Here is an 18570-nt window from a genome sequence, read left to right on the forward strand (position 1 = left end):
GCTGCCCATACGGTGAGAAAGAACCATATTTCTTCACCAAGACAAAGGAGTACGGAAGCGTGGCACGCGACGCTGTCTGGGCCGTTATTACCGGCATGTACGACGCCTACGCGCGAGGCGACAGGCAGGGCATCGACCGGCTCCTCCACCCGGAGGCCACGATCTGGGACTCCGCCGAGCCCGGCCTGATCACCAGCAGGCGGCAGCTCGACAGGGTGCGCGACGCGCGGCCGTCGGACGGCCCGGCGGAGACCTCCGTCCGGGCCATCGACGAGATCGTGGACGTGTGGGGCGACACCGCCCTGGCCCGGTACCTGCTGCAGGTGGACTTCGAGCACGGCGACCCCGAACTCGTCCGGACGACCAGCGTGCTGCGCCTGGTGGACGGCGAGTGGAAGATCGTCCACGTGCACGAGAACACGCTCAGCTCGTGCACCAGGCCGCACACCGACGACGTGCGCGCGGACACGCCCTGACGACGTGACCGGGCGCGGCCCCGGCACGCGGGGCCTCGGCAGGAACCCCGGCAGCGACCCGGCAGTGCGCCCCGCACAGCCGCGCCGGCCCCGGCCGGGCGTCGCGCACACCGAGGCGGAAGGGGGACGGCCCTATGGTGCGGCAATACTTCGCGCCCCCCTCCGAGGAGCTTGCATGACCGCCACCGACGCACCGACGCTCCCCATCGGGGCGGCGTTCGACCGGATGCCGTTCTCCCGCCGGCACGTGCTCATCGCGCTCGCCCTGTTCATCGCCTTCGTCATCGAGTCCTGGGAGCAGCTCGCCCTGGTCTACGTCTCCGGCGACCTCGGGCCGGCGTTCGGCATCGACGAGGCCGGGATCGGCGTCGTGCTGTCGGCGGTGGCGTTCGGCATGATCCCCGGCGTGCTGGTCTGGGGGCCGCTCGCCGACCGCGTCGGACGCCGGCCGACCGCGTTCTGGTCGCTGCTGGCCTACGGCGTGATCGCGCTCGCCTCGGCGTTCGCGCCGAACATGGCGACCCTGGTCGCGCTGCGCGTCTGCTCCGGGCTCGCGCTGGCCGGGATCTACACGATCACCTTCCCGCTCTTCCTGGAACTGCTGCCGACCAGGCACCGGGGCCGGGCCGCGGTCTACCTGTCGATCGGCTGGCCCATCGGCATGCTGGCGGCCATCGCCGCCTCGGTGACGCTCGGCGGGCTCGGCTGGCACGTCGTGGTCATCGCCAGCGCGGCGGCCGGGCTGTGGGCGTTCGCGATCAGGGCGTGGGTGCCCGAGTCGCCGTACTGGCTGGCCGCCCGCGGGCGGCAGGAGGAGGCGCGGGCCGTGCTGCGCGTCCTGGGCAGCCCCGACGCCGAGGCCACGTTCACGATCGCCGGAACGGCGGCGAGCGCGCGGGCCGGCCACCCCATGGACCTGTTCCGCGGCCGGCTGGCCCGGATCACCGTGCTCATGCTGCTGCTCAACTTCGTCTTCAACTGGGGCTACTGGGGGCTGCAGACCTGGCTGCCGACGCTGTTGCAGGCCAAGGGCCTGTCGCTGTCGGCCTCGCTCGGCTTCGCCGCGCTCAGCGCGCTGATGATGATCCCCGGGTACGTGAGCGCGTCCCTGCTGACCGGCCGGTTCGGCCGCAAGAAGGTCTTCCTGTTCTACGTGGTCGCCGCCGTGCTGGGCGGCCTGTGGTTCGCCACCGCGAGCAGCCTGACCGGCCTGTACCTGGGCAACTTCGTCCTGTCGTTCTTCAGCCTGGGCGCGTGGGGCGTCTGGAACACCTGGAACGGCGAGTTCTACCCGACCGCCCTGCGCGGCACCGGCTACTCCTGGGCCACGGCCTCCCAGCTCGTGGCCACCACGGTCGCGCCGTCGGCCGTGGGCGCGCTGCTGGCCCACGCCACCGGCTTCACCGCGACGATGCTGGTGATCAACGCGTTCATGGTGGCCACGGCGCTGCTGGCCATGCCGCTGCCCGAGACCGAAGGGCGCGAGCTGGAGTGATCCTCGGCGTCGCGCTGGACGGGCCGTCGCCGGCGGTGGTGGCCGTCGGCGACGGCGCGCCGCCGTCGCAGGCCGTACGCGCCTGCGTGGCGGTCGACCTCGACGGGATGCCGCGCGCGCCGGTGGCCGCGATCCGCGTCGGCGGACCGTGCCCGCCGGTGCTGCGGCCGGTCGCCGACCCGGGGGTGGCCACGATCGTGCGCGGCGGGCACAGCCTGACCGGCCGACCGCTGGCTCCGCTGGACACCGGCGCGGTACGCGAGTTCGCCGCCGGCTGCGGCCTGGTCGACTTCGCGGTGACGGCGACCGGCTCGCCGATGCTGGCCGACCACGAGCTGGCGGTGGCCGCGATCATCGCCGCCGAGGTGCCCGCGGCCAGGATCACGCTGTCGTACGAGTTCGGCCGCCCCGGCCTGCGGGAACGCGAGGCGCACGCGATCAGGAACGCGGCGCTCGGCCCCGAGGCGGGCCGGATCGCCGACCGGGTGGCGCGGGAGCTGCCCGGCGTGCCGGTGTTCTTCGCCCGCACCGGCAGCGGCCTGGTGTCGGCGCACTACTTCCGCAGGTTTCCGCGGGCCTGCGACCGCGGCGGGACGACCAGCCTGCGCCGCGGCCGGGCCGCCCTGGCCACGGCGGACGTCCCGGCGCCGTTCCAGGTGATCGAGTCCGCGGGCGAGGACCTGCTGGCCGCGGCCTACGGGGCGGCGCTCGCCCGTCCCGAGGCCCAGGTGGAGCGCATCGTGCAGGCCCGCGGCCGGGCCGAGCTGGACCGGGCGCTGCAGGACGCCAGGGACGAGGCCCTGACCCGCGTGGTCAGCGCCGGCGCCGCGCCCGGCTTCGCCCGGATCGCCGAGACCACCGTCAACCCGCTGTCCTACCTGCCCGACGGCTTCTACCGGGTGCGGGTCACGGCCGAAGGCGCGACGCCGTGACCCGGCTCGTCGGCCCCGATGAGCTGCGCCGCTTCTCGGCCGGGTCGCGGCTGTTCGCCACGGGCGCGGGCGAGTCCTCCTACGGCCTCACCCTGGCCTGGGCGGAGTCGGTGCTCGGCGACGGCGTCGAGCTGGCCGCCGCGCACGAGCTGGCCCCGGGGACGTTGTGCATGGTCGTCAGCCTGGTCGGGTCCACGACCGCGCTGGGCGAGCAGCTGCCCGCGGGCGACGAGCCCGTACGGGCGGTGCGGGCGCTGGAGCGGCGGCTGGGGGAGCGGGCCGGAGCCGTGGCGGCGCTCAACCTGGCGGCCGAGAACGCGCTGATCCCGCTGGTCGCCGCGGCGGCCCTGGGCGTGCCGCTGGTCGACGGCGACGGGACGGGGCGGGTGTTCCCGCTGGTGGAGCAGACGACGTACACGCTGGGCGGGCTGAGCGCGTCCCCGCTGGCGCTGGCCGGGGCGTCGGGGGAGCTGGTGCTGCTGGAGACCGCGGGCGGCCGGGTGGAGGAGCTGCTGCGTCCCGTCGTGCTGGCGGTGGGCGGGTGGGCGGTGGCCGCCTGCTACCCGATGGCGGCGCGGGACCTGGCCCGGGTGCTGGTGCCCGGCACGGTCAGCCTGCTGCTGGCGGCCGGGGTGCCCGGCGCGCCGCGCTCGGCGGCCGCCCCGTACGGGGTGCGCACGCTGTGCGCGGGCCGCATCCTGGCCGTCGAGGGCAGCACCGGGCACGGCGCCGACGTGGCCATGCCCTCGCTGCCCTCCAGCATCGTGGTGCAGGAGACGGGCGGCCTGCGCAGGCTCGTCCGGCTGGAGGCGCACAACGAGATCGTGCTCGCCCTGGCCGACGGGGCGCCGGTGGCGATGGCACCGGACCAGGTCTGCATGATCTCGTCCGCCGACGGCCTGGTCGTGGACGTCGACAAGGCGGCGCCCGGCATGGAGGTGGAGGTCATGGTGGTCAAGGCCGCGCCGGTCTGGCACACGGACGCGGGGCTCGCGCTGGGCGGGCTGCGGGCGTTCGGGATCCCGTTCGAGCAGCGGGCGGAGTCGCCGTGAGCGGCCTGCGCGAGCCCGGCTGGGAGGCGCCGGTCACGGTGGCGGAGCTGGTCAACACCGGCCCGCTGGCCGGGGCCAGGATGTACGGCGGCGGCGACAACCCCGTGCACCAGGTCCGCATCGTGGACGACCTGTCGGTGTTCGGCGCGGTGACGCCGCACACGGCGGTCGTGCTGATCGGCGCGGCGGCCGGCGGCGGCTGGGCGGTCGAGATGGCCATGCGCCGGGCCTGGGAGCAGGCGGCGGCCTGCGTGATCGCGCCGTCGGGCGGCCTGAGCGCCGGGTCGGGCGAGGTGCTGGCCGAACGGCTCGGCGTCACCCTGATCTTCGTGGACGAGGACCCGCTGATCGTCGCCGTCCGGGTGGCCTCGGCGGCCTCCAGGCCGGAGGCGGCCCGCACCCAGCTCGTCGCCCGCTGCGCGACCCGGCTGGCCGACGCCGGCCCCTCGGCGCGGCGGGTGCTCGGGGTGCTCAACGCCGAGCTGCCCGGCACGTCGGTGGCCTTCCTCGACCGGTACGGCCTGCACGTCGCCGGCCGCCAGAGCGCCGCCCGCGCGCCGGGCGAGCACGAGCCGGCCCGGCCGCCGGGGTCCCGGTGGGCGGCCGAGGTGGAGGTGCCCGGCCAGGAGGGCCCGGCGCTCGGGACGCTGGTGGCCGCCGGCACGTCCCGCTCGCCCGGCTGGCCCGCGGTGGTGCGGACCGTGCTGGGCCTGGCGGTGGCCCCGCTGGCGGCGTGGGCGGCCCAGGAGCGCCTGCGCGCCTCGCGCGACTTCGCGCTGCAGTCGGCGCTGGCCCGGCGGCTGCTCGCGGCGGGCCGGCCGGCCCACGAACCGGCCGGCGACGGCGGCATCTGGCTGGAGGGGGCCCCGGCCGAGGCCGTGGCGCTGGGATGGGGGGTGCGCGGCACGCTGACCGCCTACCACGTCCGCCCGGTGGGGGCGCTGGCCGACGACGGGCCGCTGGTGCAGGCGCTGGTCACGGCGGCGCTGGGCCAGGTGCCGGTGCTGCGGCGCGGCGAGGGCTGGGCCGGCTGGTCGCCGGAGCCGCCCGGCGAGCTCGCCGAGCACCTGCGGCGCTGCGTGCACGGCATGCCCTGGCCGTGCGCGGCCGGGGTGGGCGCGGCGGTGGAGGGGCTGGAGGCGGTGGGGGAGTCGCTGCTCGGCGCCGAGGCGGCGGCGTTCGTGGCCGGCGCGGGCACGGTGGCCCGCGCCGACCGGATGGGACCGGCCGAGCTGCTCGGCGCGCTCCCGGCGGGGGTGCTGCGCGCGCCGGCGACCGTCGTGCTCCAGCCGCTGCTGGCCGTCGACAAGGACGGCACGCTGCTGGTGACGCTGGCCGCCGTCCTGGACGAGGGCGGCGCGCTCAAGGCCGCCGAACGCCTGGGCGTGCACCGCAACACGGTCACCACCCGCCTGGAGCGCATCAAGGCCGCCGGCTTCGACCTGGACGACGCCGCCACCCGCCTGGCGCTGCAGCTCGCCTGCCACGTGCTGCTGCGCTGAGCCGGGGGCGGCGTCGCCGGGTCAGTAGCCCCTGGTGAGACGGACGCCCGCGCCGACCTTGCGCCGGGTGCCGACGCCGTCGAGGAGGTTGCCCGAGGAGGCGATCGACATCGACTCGCCCTCGCCCTTGGCCAGCAGGATGCCGGTCTCGCGCTTGGTGCCGTGGCCGACGACGGTGTTGCCGGTGATCGCGGCGTGGCCCGCGCCGTAGTTGACCGCGTCCAGCGCCAGGTAGACGAAGTCCACGCCGTCGGGCAGCGGGCCGGTCGCGGCGATCTTGCGCTCGGGCGGCGCCGCACCGCTCTGGCGGGCCTTGCGCAGCTCGGCCAGTGCGTTCGGCGGCGGCAGGAACTTGTGCACGCGGTTGCCGGTGATCGTGGTGGCGGCCTCGCCCTGCAGGTCGCAGCGGATGCCGTAGTACGTCTGGCCCGCCGTGCTCTCGGCGCCGAAGTCCTCGATGTAGTTGTCCTGGATCGAGGTGCCGAAGCAGCGGTGGGCGTCGATGGCGTTCTTCGGGGTCGCGTACAGGTGCAGGCCGCTCATCGTCCAGCCGGCCGCGTTGTCGGTCTGGATGGCGCTGGTGCCGCTGAAGCCGATCCAGGAGCGCTGCAGCGTCCAGTCGGTGACGGAGTTGCCGGGGTCGACGACGCGGATCCCGGCCTCGGCGGCGCCTTCGATGTAGACGTCGCTGATGACGCTGTTGACCATGGTGTTGCGCAGCGTCGTGCCGTTCCTGGACGGGTTGCTGATGCGGATGCCGTCGGACGGCGTGCCGTAGATGTCCACGTCGTAGACCCGGGTGTTCCACGAGCGCAGCAGCAGGCCGACCGTGCCGGTGTTGTGGTCGCGGTTGCCGTCGATGGTCAGCCGCTCGACGCGCACGCTCTCGCCGCTGAACTCGGTGTCCTCCAGCCAGCCCTTGGAGGCCAGCACGGCGGGCAGGCTGGCGCCGTCGGCCTGCTTGAGCACCGTGCCGGCCTTGGCGTCGCCCCGGTAGGTGCGCCGGTCGGCCAGGCTGATCGTGGCGTTGATCAGGCACGGCCCTTGATGACGATCTCGTCGCCGTCCTTGGAGGAGTCGATGGCGGCCTGGATCGCCGCGGCGTCGCCGGGGGCGTCGGAGCAGGCGGCCTCCACCCTGGCGGCCGAGGCGGGCGCGGCCGGCGTCAGCACGGCGACGCCGGCCAGGCCCGCGGCGAGCGCGGCCGAGCCCGCGAGCAGGCGCGTTCGTAACGCAGTCATGAGAGTCCCCTCGTGAAGATGGTCATGGCGGGGACACAGCCTCCCCAGGCTTCGCGTGCCCCCGCGTTGTCGATCATCTTCACAGACCGGAGAACAATCCGTGTGATTTTCGGTCGAATGCGGATCAGTTCGTGATCATGCCCTCGGCCAGGTCGGCCGCCCGCGCCGCAGGGGAGCGCCGATCGGCCGGGCCGTAGCCGCCGCCACCGCCGGACTCGCAGCGCAGCACGTCACCGGCCGACACCGGCAGGGCGTTGACCTTGAGCATCCGGCGCTCGCCCGCCGTGCCCGGATTGAGCGTCACCCGTGGGGGAGCGCCCGCCGCGCCGCCGGCCAGGCCCCACGCGGGCGTGACCGAGCGCTCGAACCACAACGACAACGAGGTGTCGCCGCAGAACTCGTACTCCCGCACCACGCCGTTGCCGCCGCGCCACTGACCGGCGCCGCCGGTGTCCGGGCGCATCTCGTAGCGGCGCACCCGGACCGGGAACAGCGTCTCCAGCACCTCGATCGGCATGTCCCGCAGCGAGCCGTTGACGTTGTTGATCAGGCAGGACTCGCCGTCGCCGCCCTCCCACGCCCCCCAGCCGCCGACCGTGGCCTCCTGGGAGACGTACAACTTCCCGGTACGCGGGTCCGTCCCGGTGAACTGCACGATCATCGAGTCCCCGTACGAGGCCGCCGCCGCCTTGCCCGGCAGCGCCGGGGCCAGCGCCCTGACCACCAGGTCGATGAGCAGCCCGAGGTGGGAGTAGTAGTACTGGCAGGCGGCCGGCGACCGCGCGGCCAGCATCGAGCCCGGCCGGGTCTCGACGCTCAGCGGGCGGAAGGAGCCGCCGTTCAGCGGTACGTCCCCCGACACCAGCAGCTTGTACCCCACCCGCACCGCCGCCACGGCCTGCGCCGCGCCGCAGTTGACCGGCCCGCGGGCCTGGTCGGCGCAGTCGGTCAGGTCCACGTGCATCGACTCGCCGGACACCGTGACGCGCACGTTCACCGGCAGCGGCGTGGCCAGGTCGATGCCGTCGTTGTCGAGGAAGCCGGACGCCTCGTACACGCCGTCGGGGATCGCGGCGATGGCCTGGCGTTCCAGGCGCTCGGTCTGGGCGAAGATCTCGTCCCGGGCGGCCATGACCGTCTCCAGGCCCCAGCGCGAGACGATCTCCTGCAGCCGCCGCTGGCCGGTCATCGCGCAGCTCACCTGGGCCCGCATGTCGCCGAGCGTGGCGTGCGGGAAGCGCACGTTGCGGGCGATCACCTCGTGCAGGTCGCGGCACGGCCGCCCGCCCGCGTACACCTTCACCGGGCCCAGCCGCAGGCCCTCCTGGAAGATCGAGGTGGAGTCCATCGAGCCGCCCGGGTCCTTGGAGCCGACGTCCAGCCAGTGGGCGCGCGAGGCGGCGAACCCGGCCAGCTCGCCGCCGGCGAAGATCGGGCCGTAGACGGTGACGTCGTTGAGGTGGGTGCCGCCGACGTAGGAGTCGTTCAGCACCCACACGTCGCCCTCCTGCCACACCTCGCGGCCGTACATGCGCTCGGTCTCGCGGGTGCACACCTCCAGGTTGCCCAGGAAGATCGGCAGGCCGGACGACTGCCCCAGCACGTTGTGGTCGCGGTCGAGCAGCGCCACCGCGCAGTCCTTGGCCTCGTAGATCACCGGCGTGTACGAGCTGCGGATCAGCGTGGTGTTCATGTCCTCGGCCGCCTGCAGCAGAGCGCACCGGATGATCTCGGTAGTAACCGCGTCGATCTTTGGGTCGATCTTTGGGTCGATCACTGGACGTCCACCTTCACGATGAGGAAACCGTTGTCGTCGACGGCCGCCAGGCAGCCCGGCGGGATGACCGTGGTCGCGGTCTCCTCGACCACGATCGCGGGCCCGGCGAACGAGCCGGACAGGCCCGCCCGCCGCAACACGGGCGTGCGGTGCACCACCCCGTCGAAGATCACGTCCCGGACGTCGCCGGACGGCTCCTCGGGCGGCTCGGCGGCCCCGGCGGCGGCGCGCGGGAACGAGCCGAAGCCGGTGCTGCGCAGCATGACGAACTCGACCGGCGCTTCGGGGGTGGCGTGGCCGTACCGGCTGGTGTGGGCCTCGGCGTAGCGGGCCGCGACCGTGGCGAGGAAGCCCGGCTCGCCCGGCTCGGCGGCGTCGCGCAGCGGGACGGTGAGCGTGTAGTCCTGGCCCTCGTAGCGCAGGTCCACGGCGTGCTCGACCCGGCGGCGCTCCTCCGGGACGCCCTGCCCGGCCAGCGCCTCCAGCGCCTCCCGCTCCAAGGTCGCCAGACGTCCGGCCATGTCGTCGCCGTCGAGCGTGTCCTGCGGCCGGAAGTACGGGTGCGTCAGGTCCCGCCGCACGTCCGCCTCCAGCATCCCCCAGGCCGAGAACGCCCCCGGGAAGCGCGGCACGACCACCTCGGAGATGCCCAGCTCGCGGGCGATGAAGACGGCGTGCATCGCGCCCGCGCCGCCGAAGGCGACCAGCGCGAACTCCCGCGGCTCCACCCCGTGCTCGACCGTCAGCGTGCGGATCGCCTGGGCCATCTTGGCGTTGGCCACGTCGCACACGCCCTCGGCCAGCCGCAGCGGGTCCAGGTCCAGCTCCTGCGCCAGCGTGACCACGGCCGCGCCCGCCGCCTCCTCGTCCAGCGTCATCAGCCCGCCCGCGAACCAGGCCGGGTCCACCCGGCCGAGCACCACGTTGGCGTCGGTCACGGTGGGCCGGGTGCCGCCCCGGCCGTAGCAGGCCGGGCCCGGCACGGCCCCGGCCGACTCCGGGCCGACGCGCAGCGCGCCCGCCTCGGCGTAGGCGATCGAGCCGCCGCCCGCGCCGATGGTGTGCAGGTTCACGATGGGCATGAGCACCGGGTAGCCCTCGATGCGGGCCTCGGCGCTGACGTCGGGCCGCCCGTTCACCACGAGCGAGACGTCGAAGGAGGTGCCGCCCATGTCCACGCAGATCGCGTTCTCCCGGCCCAGCATGCGGGCCGCGGCGACGCCGCCCATCGTGCCGCCGACCGGCCCCGACAGCAGGGTCTGCAGCGGCCGCCGCATCGCGTACGAGGCGTTGACCAGCCCGCCCGACGACTGCATCACGTGCACCGGCACCGACAGGCCGCGCTCGGCGAAGCGCCGCTCGATCCTGGCCAGGTACCTGCGCACGACCGGCCCGGTGTAGGCCTCCAGCACCGCCGAGGAGGTGCGCTCGTACTCGCGCCACTCCCGCGCGACCTCGTGCGAGAGCACCACGAGCACGTCCTCGCCCAGCTCGGCCCGCAGGATCTCGCCGGCGCGCAGCTCGTGCGCGGGGTCGGCGAAGGAGAACAGCAGGCACACGGCGACGGCGTCGAAGCCCTCCTCGCGGGCCCGCCGCGCGGCCCGCCGCACCGCCTCCTCGTCGAGGGGTTCCAGCTCGCGGCCCCGGTGGTCGAGGCGGCCGCCGGCCTCCATGACGTCCTGGCGCGGCACGAGCGGCGACGGCTTCCGGTAACGCAGGTCGAACATGCGGTCGCGGTTGCCGCGGGCGATCCGGTAGACGTCCCCGGCGCCCCGGCTCGCCAGCAGCAGCACCCGCGCGCCCTTGCGCTCCAGCAGCGCGTTCAGTCCCTGCGTGGTGCCGTGCACGAAGAAGGAGATGGCCGCGGGGTCGTCCACGACCCGGCCGAGCGCGGCGAACACGCCCTCGGCCAGGTCCCCCGGCGTGGTGGGCGCCTTCGAGGCGGTGACGGCCCCCGTGCGCTCGTCGTAGCAGACGACGTCGGTGAAGGTGCCGCCGATGTCCATGGCGACGCGATAGGTCATGCGCCGCACCGTACGCGCGGGGCGGCGCCGCGATCATGGGCGTCCTGCACAGGGAGGGGACGCCTCCCGTGCATCGCGCTCAACCCGGTGCGCCCGCGCAAAAATCTACAACGTAAAGGCGGTAGCCTGGCGAACGTGTCCCAGTCGTACCTTACCCTCGCGACCGGCGTCGAGCACGAGACCGAGGTGCGCCGCTCCCGGTTCGTCTGCGCGCTGGCCCCCGCCCGTACCGTCGAGGAGGCCGCCGCCTTCATCGCCGCCCGCCGCCGCGAGCACGCCGGCGCCACCCACAACTGCACGGCGTACGTGATCGGCGGGCGCCTGCAGAAGGGCGACGACGACGGCGAGCCCGGCGGCACGGCGGGCACGCCGATGGTCCAGGCACTGGTCGGCCGGGGGTTCAACGACGTGGTCGCGGTGGTCACGCGCTATTTCGGCGGCGTCCTGCTGGGCGCGGGCGGGCTGGTGCGCGCCTACGGGGGAGCGGTGACCGAGACGCTCGACCTGGTGGAGCCGGTGCGGATGGTCCCGGCCAGGCTGGTGAGCGTCTCGGTGGCCCACGACCAGGCCGGCCGGGTGGAGAACGACCTGCGCGCCTCCCGCTACGCGCTGCGCGAGGTGACCTACGCGGCCGGGGTGACGTTCTCGGTGGCGGTGGGGGAGGACGAGGTGGCGGCGTTCGGCGAGTGGGTGGCCGCGCTGACGGCCGGCCGGGCCCGCGTCGAGGTGGGCGAGGGCGTGCACGTGCCCGGCTGAGGCCGCTCAGCCCTCCAGGGCGTACTGCATGACGCGGAACTTGGCCTGGGCCTCGGCCAGCTCGGCGGCCGGGTCGGAGTTGCCCATGATGCCGCCGCCGGCGAACAGCCGGGCGCGGTTGCCCTCGATCAGCCCCGAGCGCAGGGCGATGCCCCATTCGCCGTCGCCGTGGGCGTCGATCCAGCCGACCGGGCCCGCGTAGCCGGCGCGGTCCATGCCCTCCAGCTCGCGGATGACCTTGATGGCGGTGTCGGTCGGGGTGCCGCCGACGGCGGCGGTGGGGTGCATGGCGGCCACCACGTCGAGCACGGACGCGCCGTCGGCCAGCCGCCCGGTGACGTGGCTGGCCAGGTGCTGGACGTTGGGCAGCACGAGGAGTTCGGGCTCGTCGGGGGTGTGCAGTGAGGAGCAGAGGGGGGCGAGGGTCTGGCGCACGGAGGCGATGGCGCACTCGTGCTCGTGGCGGTCCTTCTGGGAGGCGAACAGCGCGGCGCCGCGGGCGACGTCGTCGGCCGGGCCGCTGCCGCGGGCGGTGGTGCCGGCCAGGACGAGGGACTCGATCTCCTGGCCGGTGCGGCGGATGAGCAGTTCGGGGGTGGCGCCGACGAGGCCGGCCACGGAGAAGGTGTAGCACTCGGGGTAGCGCCGGGCCAGCCGGGTCAGCAGCAGGCGCACGTCGATGGGGTGTTCGGCGGTGGCGAGCAGGTCGCGGGCGAGCACGACCTTCTCCAGTTCGCCGTCGCGGATGCGGCGGGCGGCGCGGGCGACGACGTGCTCCCATTGGGGGGCGGTGAGGCTGCCGTCGCCGTAGCTGATGCGGCCGGGCTCGCGGATGGGGCTGAACGTCTCCAGCGGGGCCTCGCCGACGGTGGTGAGCCAGGCGCGGCCGCCGCGGCGGGCGAGCACGGCGCGGGGGACGACGAGCACGGACCCGGGGGCGTCCTCGTCGAAGGTGAAGCTGCCGAATGCGACGGGGCCGGAGCCGGAGCCGGGGGCGCGCCCGGCGTCGTCGGCGGGCGCGTCGCCGAGGACGGTGCGCAGCCATTCGCGGGCCCAGGCGAAGCGGCCGGGGCCCGGCGGCACGGCGACGCGGGCGGCCTGGCCCCATCCCACCAGGCCCTCGCCGTTCCTGATCCAGGCGTAGGGCGCCGTCTTCGGGAGGGATGCCAGCAGGTCACCGGGGTCGCCGACAGGGGTGGTGCGAACCGGTAGCGGGCGGGTTGTTCCGAGCGCGACACTCACTCAAGACACTCTATGCGGGAACTGAACACGTTCGACTCGGACCCCCGTGAATGCGGTGTTACTGCCCACGAGCCAGGAAATAACCGGATCTTGACGTTCATTGGGGGCGCCCAGCTCGCGGAGGCACTGTCAAGCGGCGATAGGAAGACGGTCCTGAAATGGCAGACCTCGCCTGAAGGACATGGTGCGACCTTGATCGACTCCCTACCTTTGGGGCCATGATCGGTCGTCTGTCCCCTGTCGTCACCGCCGTCCTCGTCCTGGCCGCTTCGGGCCCCGCGCAGGCCGTCGCCGCAGCTCAGCCCGTCCCCGAGACGATGGCGGCGCTGGGCGACTCGATCTCCACGGGCTTCAACTCCTGCGGCTGGTACGTCTCCTGCGCGGCCCGTTCCTGGGCGGCCGGCGACAACGCGCAGGTGGACAGTCACTACCTCCGGCTGCGGGGCCTGGCTGGAACGCTCCACCGGGAGAACTTCGCGGTGCCGGGCTCGACGAGCGCCGACCTGCTCGGCCAGGTCAACCAGGCGATCGCGGCGAAGGCCGATTATGTGACGATCCTCATAGGCGCCCAGGACGCCTGCAAGCGCACCGAGCGGGAGATGACGCCGGTCGCGCTCTACCGCCGGCGCATGGACGCCGCGCTGTCGGCCCTGCGTGCCGGCATGCCGCAGGCCAGGGTGTTCATCGCCAGCGTGCCCGATCTGCGGCGGTTGTGGCAGGTCGGCAAGGGCAACCCGCTGGCCCGTACGTTCTGGACCGTCGGGAGGATCTGCCAGACCATGCTGGCCGACCCGGCCTCGGTGAAGAAGGCCGACGTCGAGCGGCGGGCCCGGGTGCGGGCGCGGGTGATGGCCTACAACAGGGAGGCGGCGCTGGCGTGCGAGGCGATGGGGCCCTCGTGCGACACCGACGAGGGCGCGATCTTCTCCTTCCCGTTCACGCTCGACCACGTCAGCAAGTGGGACTTCTTCCATCCCAACCTCGCCGGGCAGAAGGCGCTGGCCGAGCAGACGTTCGAGCACGGCTTCGTCTGGGAGGACCCGCGCTAGCCCGCCCCTGGTGAGTGGCCGCCTTCCGGCGCGCGGGAAGAAAAGCCGCGTCCGCCGCGAAGGATGGGTGAAAGTAATGATCACCCACCGGAAGGCACACTCATGACGGAGACGGGCACATGACCGCCGACGTGGGCGAGCAGGTGACCGACGCCGATCTGGTCGCCGGCTACCGGCGCAACCCTGAGCTGTTCACCGCCGTGTACGACCGGTATTTCCATGACGTCTACCGGTACGTGGCCGGCCGCCTGGGCGCCCAGGCGGCCGAGGACGTCGCGGCCGAGACGTTTCTTGCTGGCGTTCGACCGGCGTGACCGCTTCGAGCCGGCAAGAGGCGCTCTGCGGCCCTGGCTGCTCGGCATCGCCACGAACCTGGTGGCCCGGCATCGCCACAAGGAGGCCCGCCGGTACCGGGTGCTGGCCCGGCTCGGCCCCGTGCCGGTCGTGGAGGGGCACGAGAACCGGGTCGTCACCGCCGCGACCGCGCAGCCGTACCTGGCCGTGGCGCTCGCCTCGCTGAACGGCGGCGAGCGTGACGTGCTGCTGCTCCTGGCGCTGGGCCAGCTCAGCTACCTAGAGATCGCCCAGGCGCTCGGCATCTCCCTCGGCACGGTGGGCTCACGGCTCAGCCGGGCCCGCGCCAAGATCCACGCCCTCACCGACAAGGAGACCCCTCATGCGTGACCTGGAAGAGATCGCCGCCTTGCTGGACGAGCCGGAGCCGTCCACCGGGGCGGTCGCGCGCGGCCGGGAGCGCCTGGAACGGAGGGTGCTGGCGGGCCGGGCGCGCCGGCGCATGGGCTGGTTCGTCCCGGGAGTGGCGCTGGCCGCCGCCGGTGCCGTCGCGGCGGTCGTGTTCGCCACGGGGGCGCCCGCGAGCGACCGCGCACCGGTCACGGGCAAGGAGGTCCTGCTCATGGCCGCGGTCACCGCGGAACGCACGCCGCAGGGCTCCGGGACGTACTGGCACGTCACGCGCCGGTGGCTCTCGTCGGACGCCCCGCCGATCGAGAGCTGGACCAGGCGCGACGGCAGGCGCTGGACCAGGGCCGTGCCGGGGGATCCCGCCGGCGCCGTCATCCAGGCGCCGGAGGGGAAGACGCTCAGGCTCAAGGGCGCCAAGGTGAGCTTCGAGGAGCTCGAACGGCTGCCGACGGACCCCGAGGCGCTGAAGGCGTCGCTCGTCGCGCGCAAGGGCGAGGAGCGGGACATGTCCGCGTCCGAGATGCGCGGCGATCCCACCCTCACCCTGCTCGCGCTGATCACGGACCTGCCGGCGCCCGGGGAGGTCCGCTCGGCGGCGTTCCGCGCGCTCGCCGCGACACCGGGGGTGGAGAACGCGGGCGCGGTCAAGGGCGGTCAGCATCTGCGCATTCCCGACCCCGATGGCGACACGGACATCGAACTGGTCATCGATCCCGAGGAGGCCCGGGTGGTCCGCGCCAACCTCGTCCTCGTCGACGACGGCGACCTGGCGTTCAGCGCCGGATTCATCTCCGTGACCACCGAGTGGACGGACCAGCTTCCTGCGGTGAAGAGCCGAAGCGGGATGCCGTGAGCCCCGCGGGTGATCGCGACCGCTGACGGTCCTCCTCTCCCGCACTCGTCCGCCCCCCGGGCTCGAAGGCCCGGGGGGCGGACGAGTCGCGATTCAGCTTGTCGGCCGTACGGGTCAGCCCACGGCGTAGGCGCGGGTCACGGTCTGGGTGACGCCGTTGCCCGCCTTGTCGGTGACGGTCGCGCGCAGCGAGACATATCCCGCGGTGGCGGGGTTGTCCAGCCGTGCCGTCCAGCCCGATCGGCTCGCCCGGACGTGCACCGGCCGCCACGTCCGCCCGTCGTCGGCGGACGCCTCCAGCGTGATCGAGGAGACCGCCGCCCTGGCGGCGCCGGGAGCGCGTTCGACCTGGATCGGGACGGTGGTCCGTGATCCCGGCCTGGCGCGGTTGGCGTCATCGAGGTCCTGCGGTGCGTAGCGCACGGCCATCAGCGGCAGCGGCTCGGGCTTGCCCGTGCGGGCGGAGTGGAACGTCCAGACGGCGTCGACGCCCGTGGACAGCTCGGCCTCCGATCGCCGGGTGGAGGCGGTCAGGGTGTAGGCGGTGTCGGCCTGCGGCAACGTGGCGGTGAGCGTGCACTCCTCGCCGGGGTAGGGCAGGCAGCCGGCGATGCCGGTCGTGGCGATCTGCTTTCCGTTCCCGGTCAGGGTGAGGGTGCCGGTCGCGGTCTCGTCCATGCCGGTACGGCCGGGGACGCCGCTGCTGTACAGCCCGTCGGCGGGGAAGGCCAGGGTGTCGCCGGTGCGGCTGCCGCCGCCTGCGGCGAACGAGGGGCCGGTCACCGCGGCGTTCCAGACCTGGGTGAACGTCTTGTCGCGCACGGGGCCGGTGCCGAGCTCGGTCAGGCCGCCCGTGCTGAACTCGTCGTTCCACGCCAGACCCGGGGTGAGGTACCGCGTCAGGCTGCTCGGCAGCGGGATGTCCCACGTGGTCACCCCCGCCGAGGGGGCGCCGCCGGGCGCGACCGGCCCGGAGGTCAGCGTGCCGGTGGCGCCCGGGACGGTCGAGCGGTGGATCTCGGTCGCCTTGACCATGTCCCGGGTCCGCGCGGCGTACCCGGGGGCGTCGGGGAAGCCGTCCGTACGGCGGTCGACGAGGTCGTAGCGGTACGGGCTGGGCGTCGTGTCCTTCTCGGTCCAGACGGTCTGGGCCAGGTAGGCGAATCCCGGTTGCCGCATCGGGACGACGTGGAAGCCGCCGCGGAAGTTGAACGCGGCCATCGTGGCGTTCCAGGGGCCGTTCACCATGGAGAGCGCGAACGCGGGATCGGGGACGGCGGTGGGGTCGTCAACCGTGAACGTGAACCGCTTCGCCTGGCGGCCGTCGACCGTCAGCGACACGTCGGCGTCGCCGACCTCGAACGGCCGGTGCGCGAGCGTCAGGCTGTGCTCCGCCCTCCCGACGATCTCGGTGTAGAGGTTCCAGCGTCCCTTCGGCAGCCTGATCCTGGCCGTGCCGCCGTGGTGGACGAGGTTGCGCTGCGCGCCGGTCGCCTGGTCGTAGACGACGCCCTGGACGTCCTCGGCGGCGGCCCCGTCCCTGCCCAGGACGGTCACCGTGACGTCATGGGACTCCGGCTCCACGTACGCCCCGGCCGGGGTGCGGACCACCGTGTCACCGGCCGTGGCGGTGACGATTCCCGGATGGTCGCCGGGGCCCCTGCCCTCGGCGTCGATCGTCACCGTGACCGACGCCTGCCCGCCCGCGGGCACCTCCAGCCGCTGCGGCGACAGCGCGAGCACGTCGGAGTCGGTCGCGAGGTCCAGGGTGACGGGCGCGGCTCCGGCGTTGGTGTAAGTGATCTTCCCGGTGGCTCGCCGCTCGCCCGGTTGCCCGTACGGGAACGCGGCCCACACGCCGGTGGGAGCGGCGATCACCTCCTGGTCCAGCGAGCGGACCACGTCCACCCGCCCAGTGCCCTGCTGGTACGGCGTGGCGCCGGCGGTCGGCCGGGCACTGCCGGCGAGCGCCGCCTTGAGCTGCTGCCCGCTCCAGCCGGGGTGGCGCTGGGCGAGGACGGCCGCCGCGCCCGCCACGTGCGGGGTGGCCATCGACGTGCCGCTCATCGCCACATGGGTCCCGTCGGCGGTGCCCGCCGCGGCGGCGGCCACGATGTCCACGCCGGGGGCGGTGACGTCCGGCTTGACCGCGTGGTCGCCGATGCGCGGGCCCCTGCTGGAGAAGCCGGCCAATTGGTCGGAGCGGTCCACCGCGCCGACGGTCAGCGCGGCGTCCGCGCTGCCGGGGCTGTTCACGGTGCCCTCGCCGCCGTCGTTGCCCGCGGCCACCACGAACAGGGTGCCCGTCTTCTGCGACAGGGTGTTCACCGCCTGTTCGATCGGGTCGAGGCCGGGTTCGTCGGGGCCGCCGAAGCTCATGTTGACGATCTTGGCCTTGACCTCCGTGGCGGCCCACTCCATCCCGGCCAGGATCGCGGAGTCGCTGATGTTCGTGCCCAGCTTGCCGAAGGCGATGCGGGCTCCCGGCGCCACGCCGCGATACCTCTCGCCGTCACCGGCGATGATCGAGGTGACGTGCGTGCCGTGGCCGAGACGATCCACGATGTCGGGCTCGTCGGAGAAGTTCCGCGACTGGGTGACCACGTCCTTCAGGTCGGGATGCGTGGGGTCGTACCCGCTGTCGAGCACGGCGACCGTGACGCCCTGTCCGGTGAATCCCCGCTGCCACGCCTCGGTCGCGCCGATCTGCCTGGTGCTGCGGTCCAGGGTGTACGTACGCCGGCCGTCCAGCCAGATCCTGCCTTTGCCCGCGGCCAGCGTGGACGCCCCGCCGACCAGGCTCCGCCACGTCTCGCCGGCGCTCTTCTTGGCCACCCGCTGCGCGGTGATGCCCAGGCTGGTCAGCCGCCGGGTCGTCGCGGGGCCCTTCAGCGCGGGGGCCGTCCCCTGCGGCGACTGGGTGATCAGCGGGATGTCGGGCGTGTCCGCGTCGCCGTATCGCCAGGCGAGCAACTGGGTGACGTCGAACAGCCGCTCGTCCAGCACCCCCTGGGCGACCAGGGGCCCGGCGTCGGACGGGACGACGTACAGGTGCCCGTCGCGGTACCCGGAGGAGAAGTACACCTCCCGGTCCGCGCCCGGCTCCACCCGGAAGCTTCGGCCCGTGACCACGACCCGGTCGCCGGTCAGCAGCGTCACGCTGCCCGCCGGGCCGGAGCGTGCCTGTCCGGGACTCTCCTGGCCCGCGTCGGCTGTGCCGGTTCCCGTGGTCGCGCCCAGACCCAGCGTGCCTGCCAGGACCGCTGCCAGCAGTCCCTTGCCTAACGTCATTGATCCTCACAAGAAGAGAAGTCGAGCGTTTTCTCCTCTTGTTCAGAGAAAGGTGGATTCTTCTTCCCTGAGCCCCGGGGCTAGGCCGTGTTTCATAAGGCTTTGAGCCACTGGTTGATCGCGGCGATGATGACGACGGCTTCGTAGCGTACGGCGAGCTTGTCGTAGCGGGTTG

At 73.8% G+C, this 18570-nt stretch carries 16 protein-coding genes; 10 read left to right on the forward strand and 6 right to left on the reverse strand.

Annotation, left to right across the window (positions count from 1 at the left end):
- The first annotated feature begins 59 nt into the window (after positions 1-59).
- The 5 genes from ABT158_RS43925 (at position 60) to ABT158_RS43945 (ending at position 5457) form a co-directional block, all read left to right on the forward strand.
- Complete coding sequence (locus ABT158_RS43925) at positions 60-476, forward strand: nuclear transport factor 2 family protein (protein ID WP_352364137.1); 417 nt, start codon at positions 60-62, stop codon at positions 474-476.
- Positions 477-651: 175 nt separating this feature from the next.
- Positions 652-1971 carry an MFS transporter gene (locus ABT158_RS43930; protein ID WP_352364139.1) on the forward strand — a complete coding sequence of 440 codons (1320 nt, stop codon included), beginning with the start codon at positions 652-654 and terminating at the stop codon, positions 1969-1971.
- The gene (locus ABT158_RS43935; protein WP_352364141.1) at positions 1968-2903 is read left to right on the forward strand and encodes a hypothetical protein; all 936 of its coding nucleotides are present in this window, start codon (positions 1968-1970) and stop codon (positions 2901-2903) included. The genes ABT158_RS43930 and ABT158_RS43935 overlap by 4 nt, the downstream gene beginning before the upstream one ends.
- The gene (locus ABT158_RS43940; protein WP_352364143.1) at positions 2900-3955 is read left to right on the forward strand and encodes a DUF917 domain-containing protein; all 1056 of its coding nucleotides are present in this window, start codon (positions 2900-2902) and stop codon (positions 3953-3955) included. The genes ABT158_RS43935 and ABT158_RS43940 overlap by 4 nt, the downstream gene beginning before the upstream one ends.
- On the forward strand, positions 3952-5457 hold the full coding sequence (locus ABT158_RS43945; RefSeq protein ID WP_352364145.1) for a PucR family transcriptional regulator: 1506 nt from the start codon (positions 3952-3954) through the stop codon (positions 5455-5457). The genes ABT158_RS43940 and ABT158_RS43945 overlap by 4 nt, the downstream gene beginning before the upstream one ends.
- 21 nt (positions 5458-5478) lie before the next feature.
- Here ABT158_RS43945 and ABT158_RS43950 read toward each other — a convergent pair whose 3' ends face one another.
- The 4 genes from ABT158_RS43950 to ABT158_RS43965 all read right to left on the reverse strand — a co-directional run bounded on the left by ABT158_RS43950 (position 5479) and on the right by ABT158_RS43965 (position 10499).
- Positions 5479-6426, reverse strand: coding sequence for a right-handed parallel beta-helix repeat-containing protein (locus ABT158_RS43950; protein ID WP_352364146.1), 948 nt, complete (start codon positions 6424-6426; stop codon positions 5479-5481).
- A 62-nt stretch (positions 6427-6488) separates the two neighbouring features.
- Entirely contained in the window at positions 6489-6698 is a 210-nt protein-coding gene (locus tag ABT158_RS43955; RefSeq protein ID WP_352364148.1) for a hypothetical protein, read from the reverse strand.
- 124 nt (positions 6699-6822) lie between these two features.
- A complete protein-coding gene (locus tag ABT158_RS43960) occupies positions 6823-8475 on the reverse strand; it encodes a hydantoinase B/oxoprolinase family protein (protein ID WP_352364150.1) in 1653 nt (550 codons plus the stop codon).
- The gene (locus ABT158_RS43965; RefSeq protein WP_352364152.1) at positions 8472-10499 is read right to left on the reverse strand and encodes a hydantoinase/oxoprolinase family protein; all 2028 of its coding nucleotides are present in this window, start codon (positions 10497-10499) and stop codon (positions 8472-8474) included. The genes ABT158_RS43960 and ABT158_RS43965 overlap by 4 nt, the downstream gene beginning before the upstream one ends.
- A gap of 135 nt (positions 10500-10634) precedes the next feature.
- Here ABT158_RS43965 and ABT158_RS43970 point away from each other — a divergent pair, with 135 nt between their 5' ends.
- Positions 10635-11255, forward strand: a complete 621-nt coding sequence (locus ABT158_RS43970; RefSeq protein WP_352364154.1) for a YigZ family protein — start codon at positions 10635-10637, stop codon at positions 11253-11255.
- A 6-nt stretch (positions 11256-11261) separates the two neighbouring features.
- Here ABT158_RS43970 and ABT158_RS43975 read toward each other — a convergent pair whose 3' ends face one another.
- On the reverse strand, positions 11262-12497 hold the full coding sequence (locus tag ABT158_RS43975; protein WP_352364156.1) for an isochorismate synthase: 1236 nt from the start codon (positions 12495-12497) through the stop codon (positions 11262-11264).
- Positions 12498-12715: 218 nt separating this feature from the next.
- On the opposite strand from ABT158_RS43975, the gene ABT158_RS43980 reads away from it, so the two are divergent.
- The 4 genes from ABT158_RS43980 (at position 12716) to ABT158_RS43995 (ending at position 15104) form a co-directional block, all read left to right on the forward strand.
- Positions 12716-13546, forward strand: a complete 831-nt coding sequence (locus tag ABT158_RS43980; protein WP_352364158.1) for a GDSL-type esterase/lipase family protein — start codon at positions 12716-12718, stop codon at positions 13544-13546.
- A 119-nt stretch (positions 13547-13665) separates the two neighbouring features.
- Entirely contained in the window at positions 13666-13860 is a 195-nt protein-coding gene (locus tag ABT158_RS43985) for an RNA polymerase sigma factor (protein ID WP_352364160.1), read from the forward strand.
- Positions 13838-14230 (forward strand): RNA polymerase sigma factor, encoded by a 393-nt coding sequence (locus ABT158_RS43990; RefSeq protein ID WP_352364162.1) that lies wholly within the window; start codon positions 13838-13840, stop codon positions 14228-14230. The genes ABT158_RS43985 and ABT158_RS43990 overlap by 23 nt, the downstream gene beginning before the upstream one ends.
- Positions 14223-15104: a CU044_5270 family protein gene (locus ABT158_RS43995; protein ID WP_352364164.1), complete on the forward strand. Its 882-nt coding sequence runs from the start codon at positions 14223-14225 to the stop codon at positions 15102-15104. Before ABT158_RS43990 ends, ABT158_RS43995 begins: the two co-directional genes overlap by 8 nt.
- Positions 15105-15218: 114 nt before the next feature.
- On the opposite strand, the gene ABT158_RS44000 is transcribed toward ABT158_RS43995, so the two are convergent.
- On the reverse strand, positions 15219-18395 hold the full coding sequence (locus ABT158_RS44000; protein ID WP_352364166.1) for a S8 family serine peptidase: 3177 nt from the start codon (positions 18393-18395) through the stop codon (positions 15219-15221).
- Between the last annotated feature and the right edge of the window lie 175 nt (positions 18396-18570).

Origin of the sequence: Nonomuraea sp. NPDC001636 (assembly GCF_040298265.1) — a bacterium.
Lineage (GTDB): Bacteria > Actinomycetota > Actinomycetes > Streptosporangiales > Streptosporangiaceae > Nonomuraea.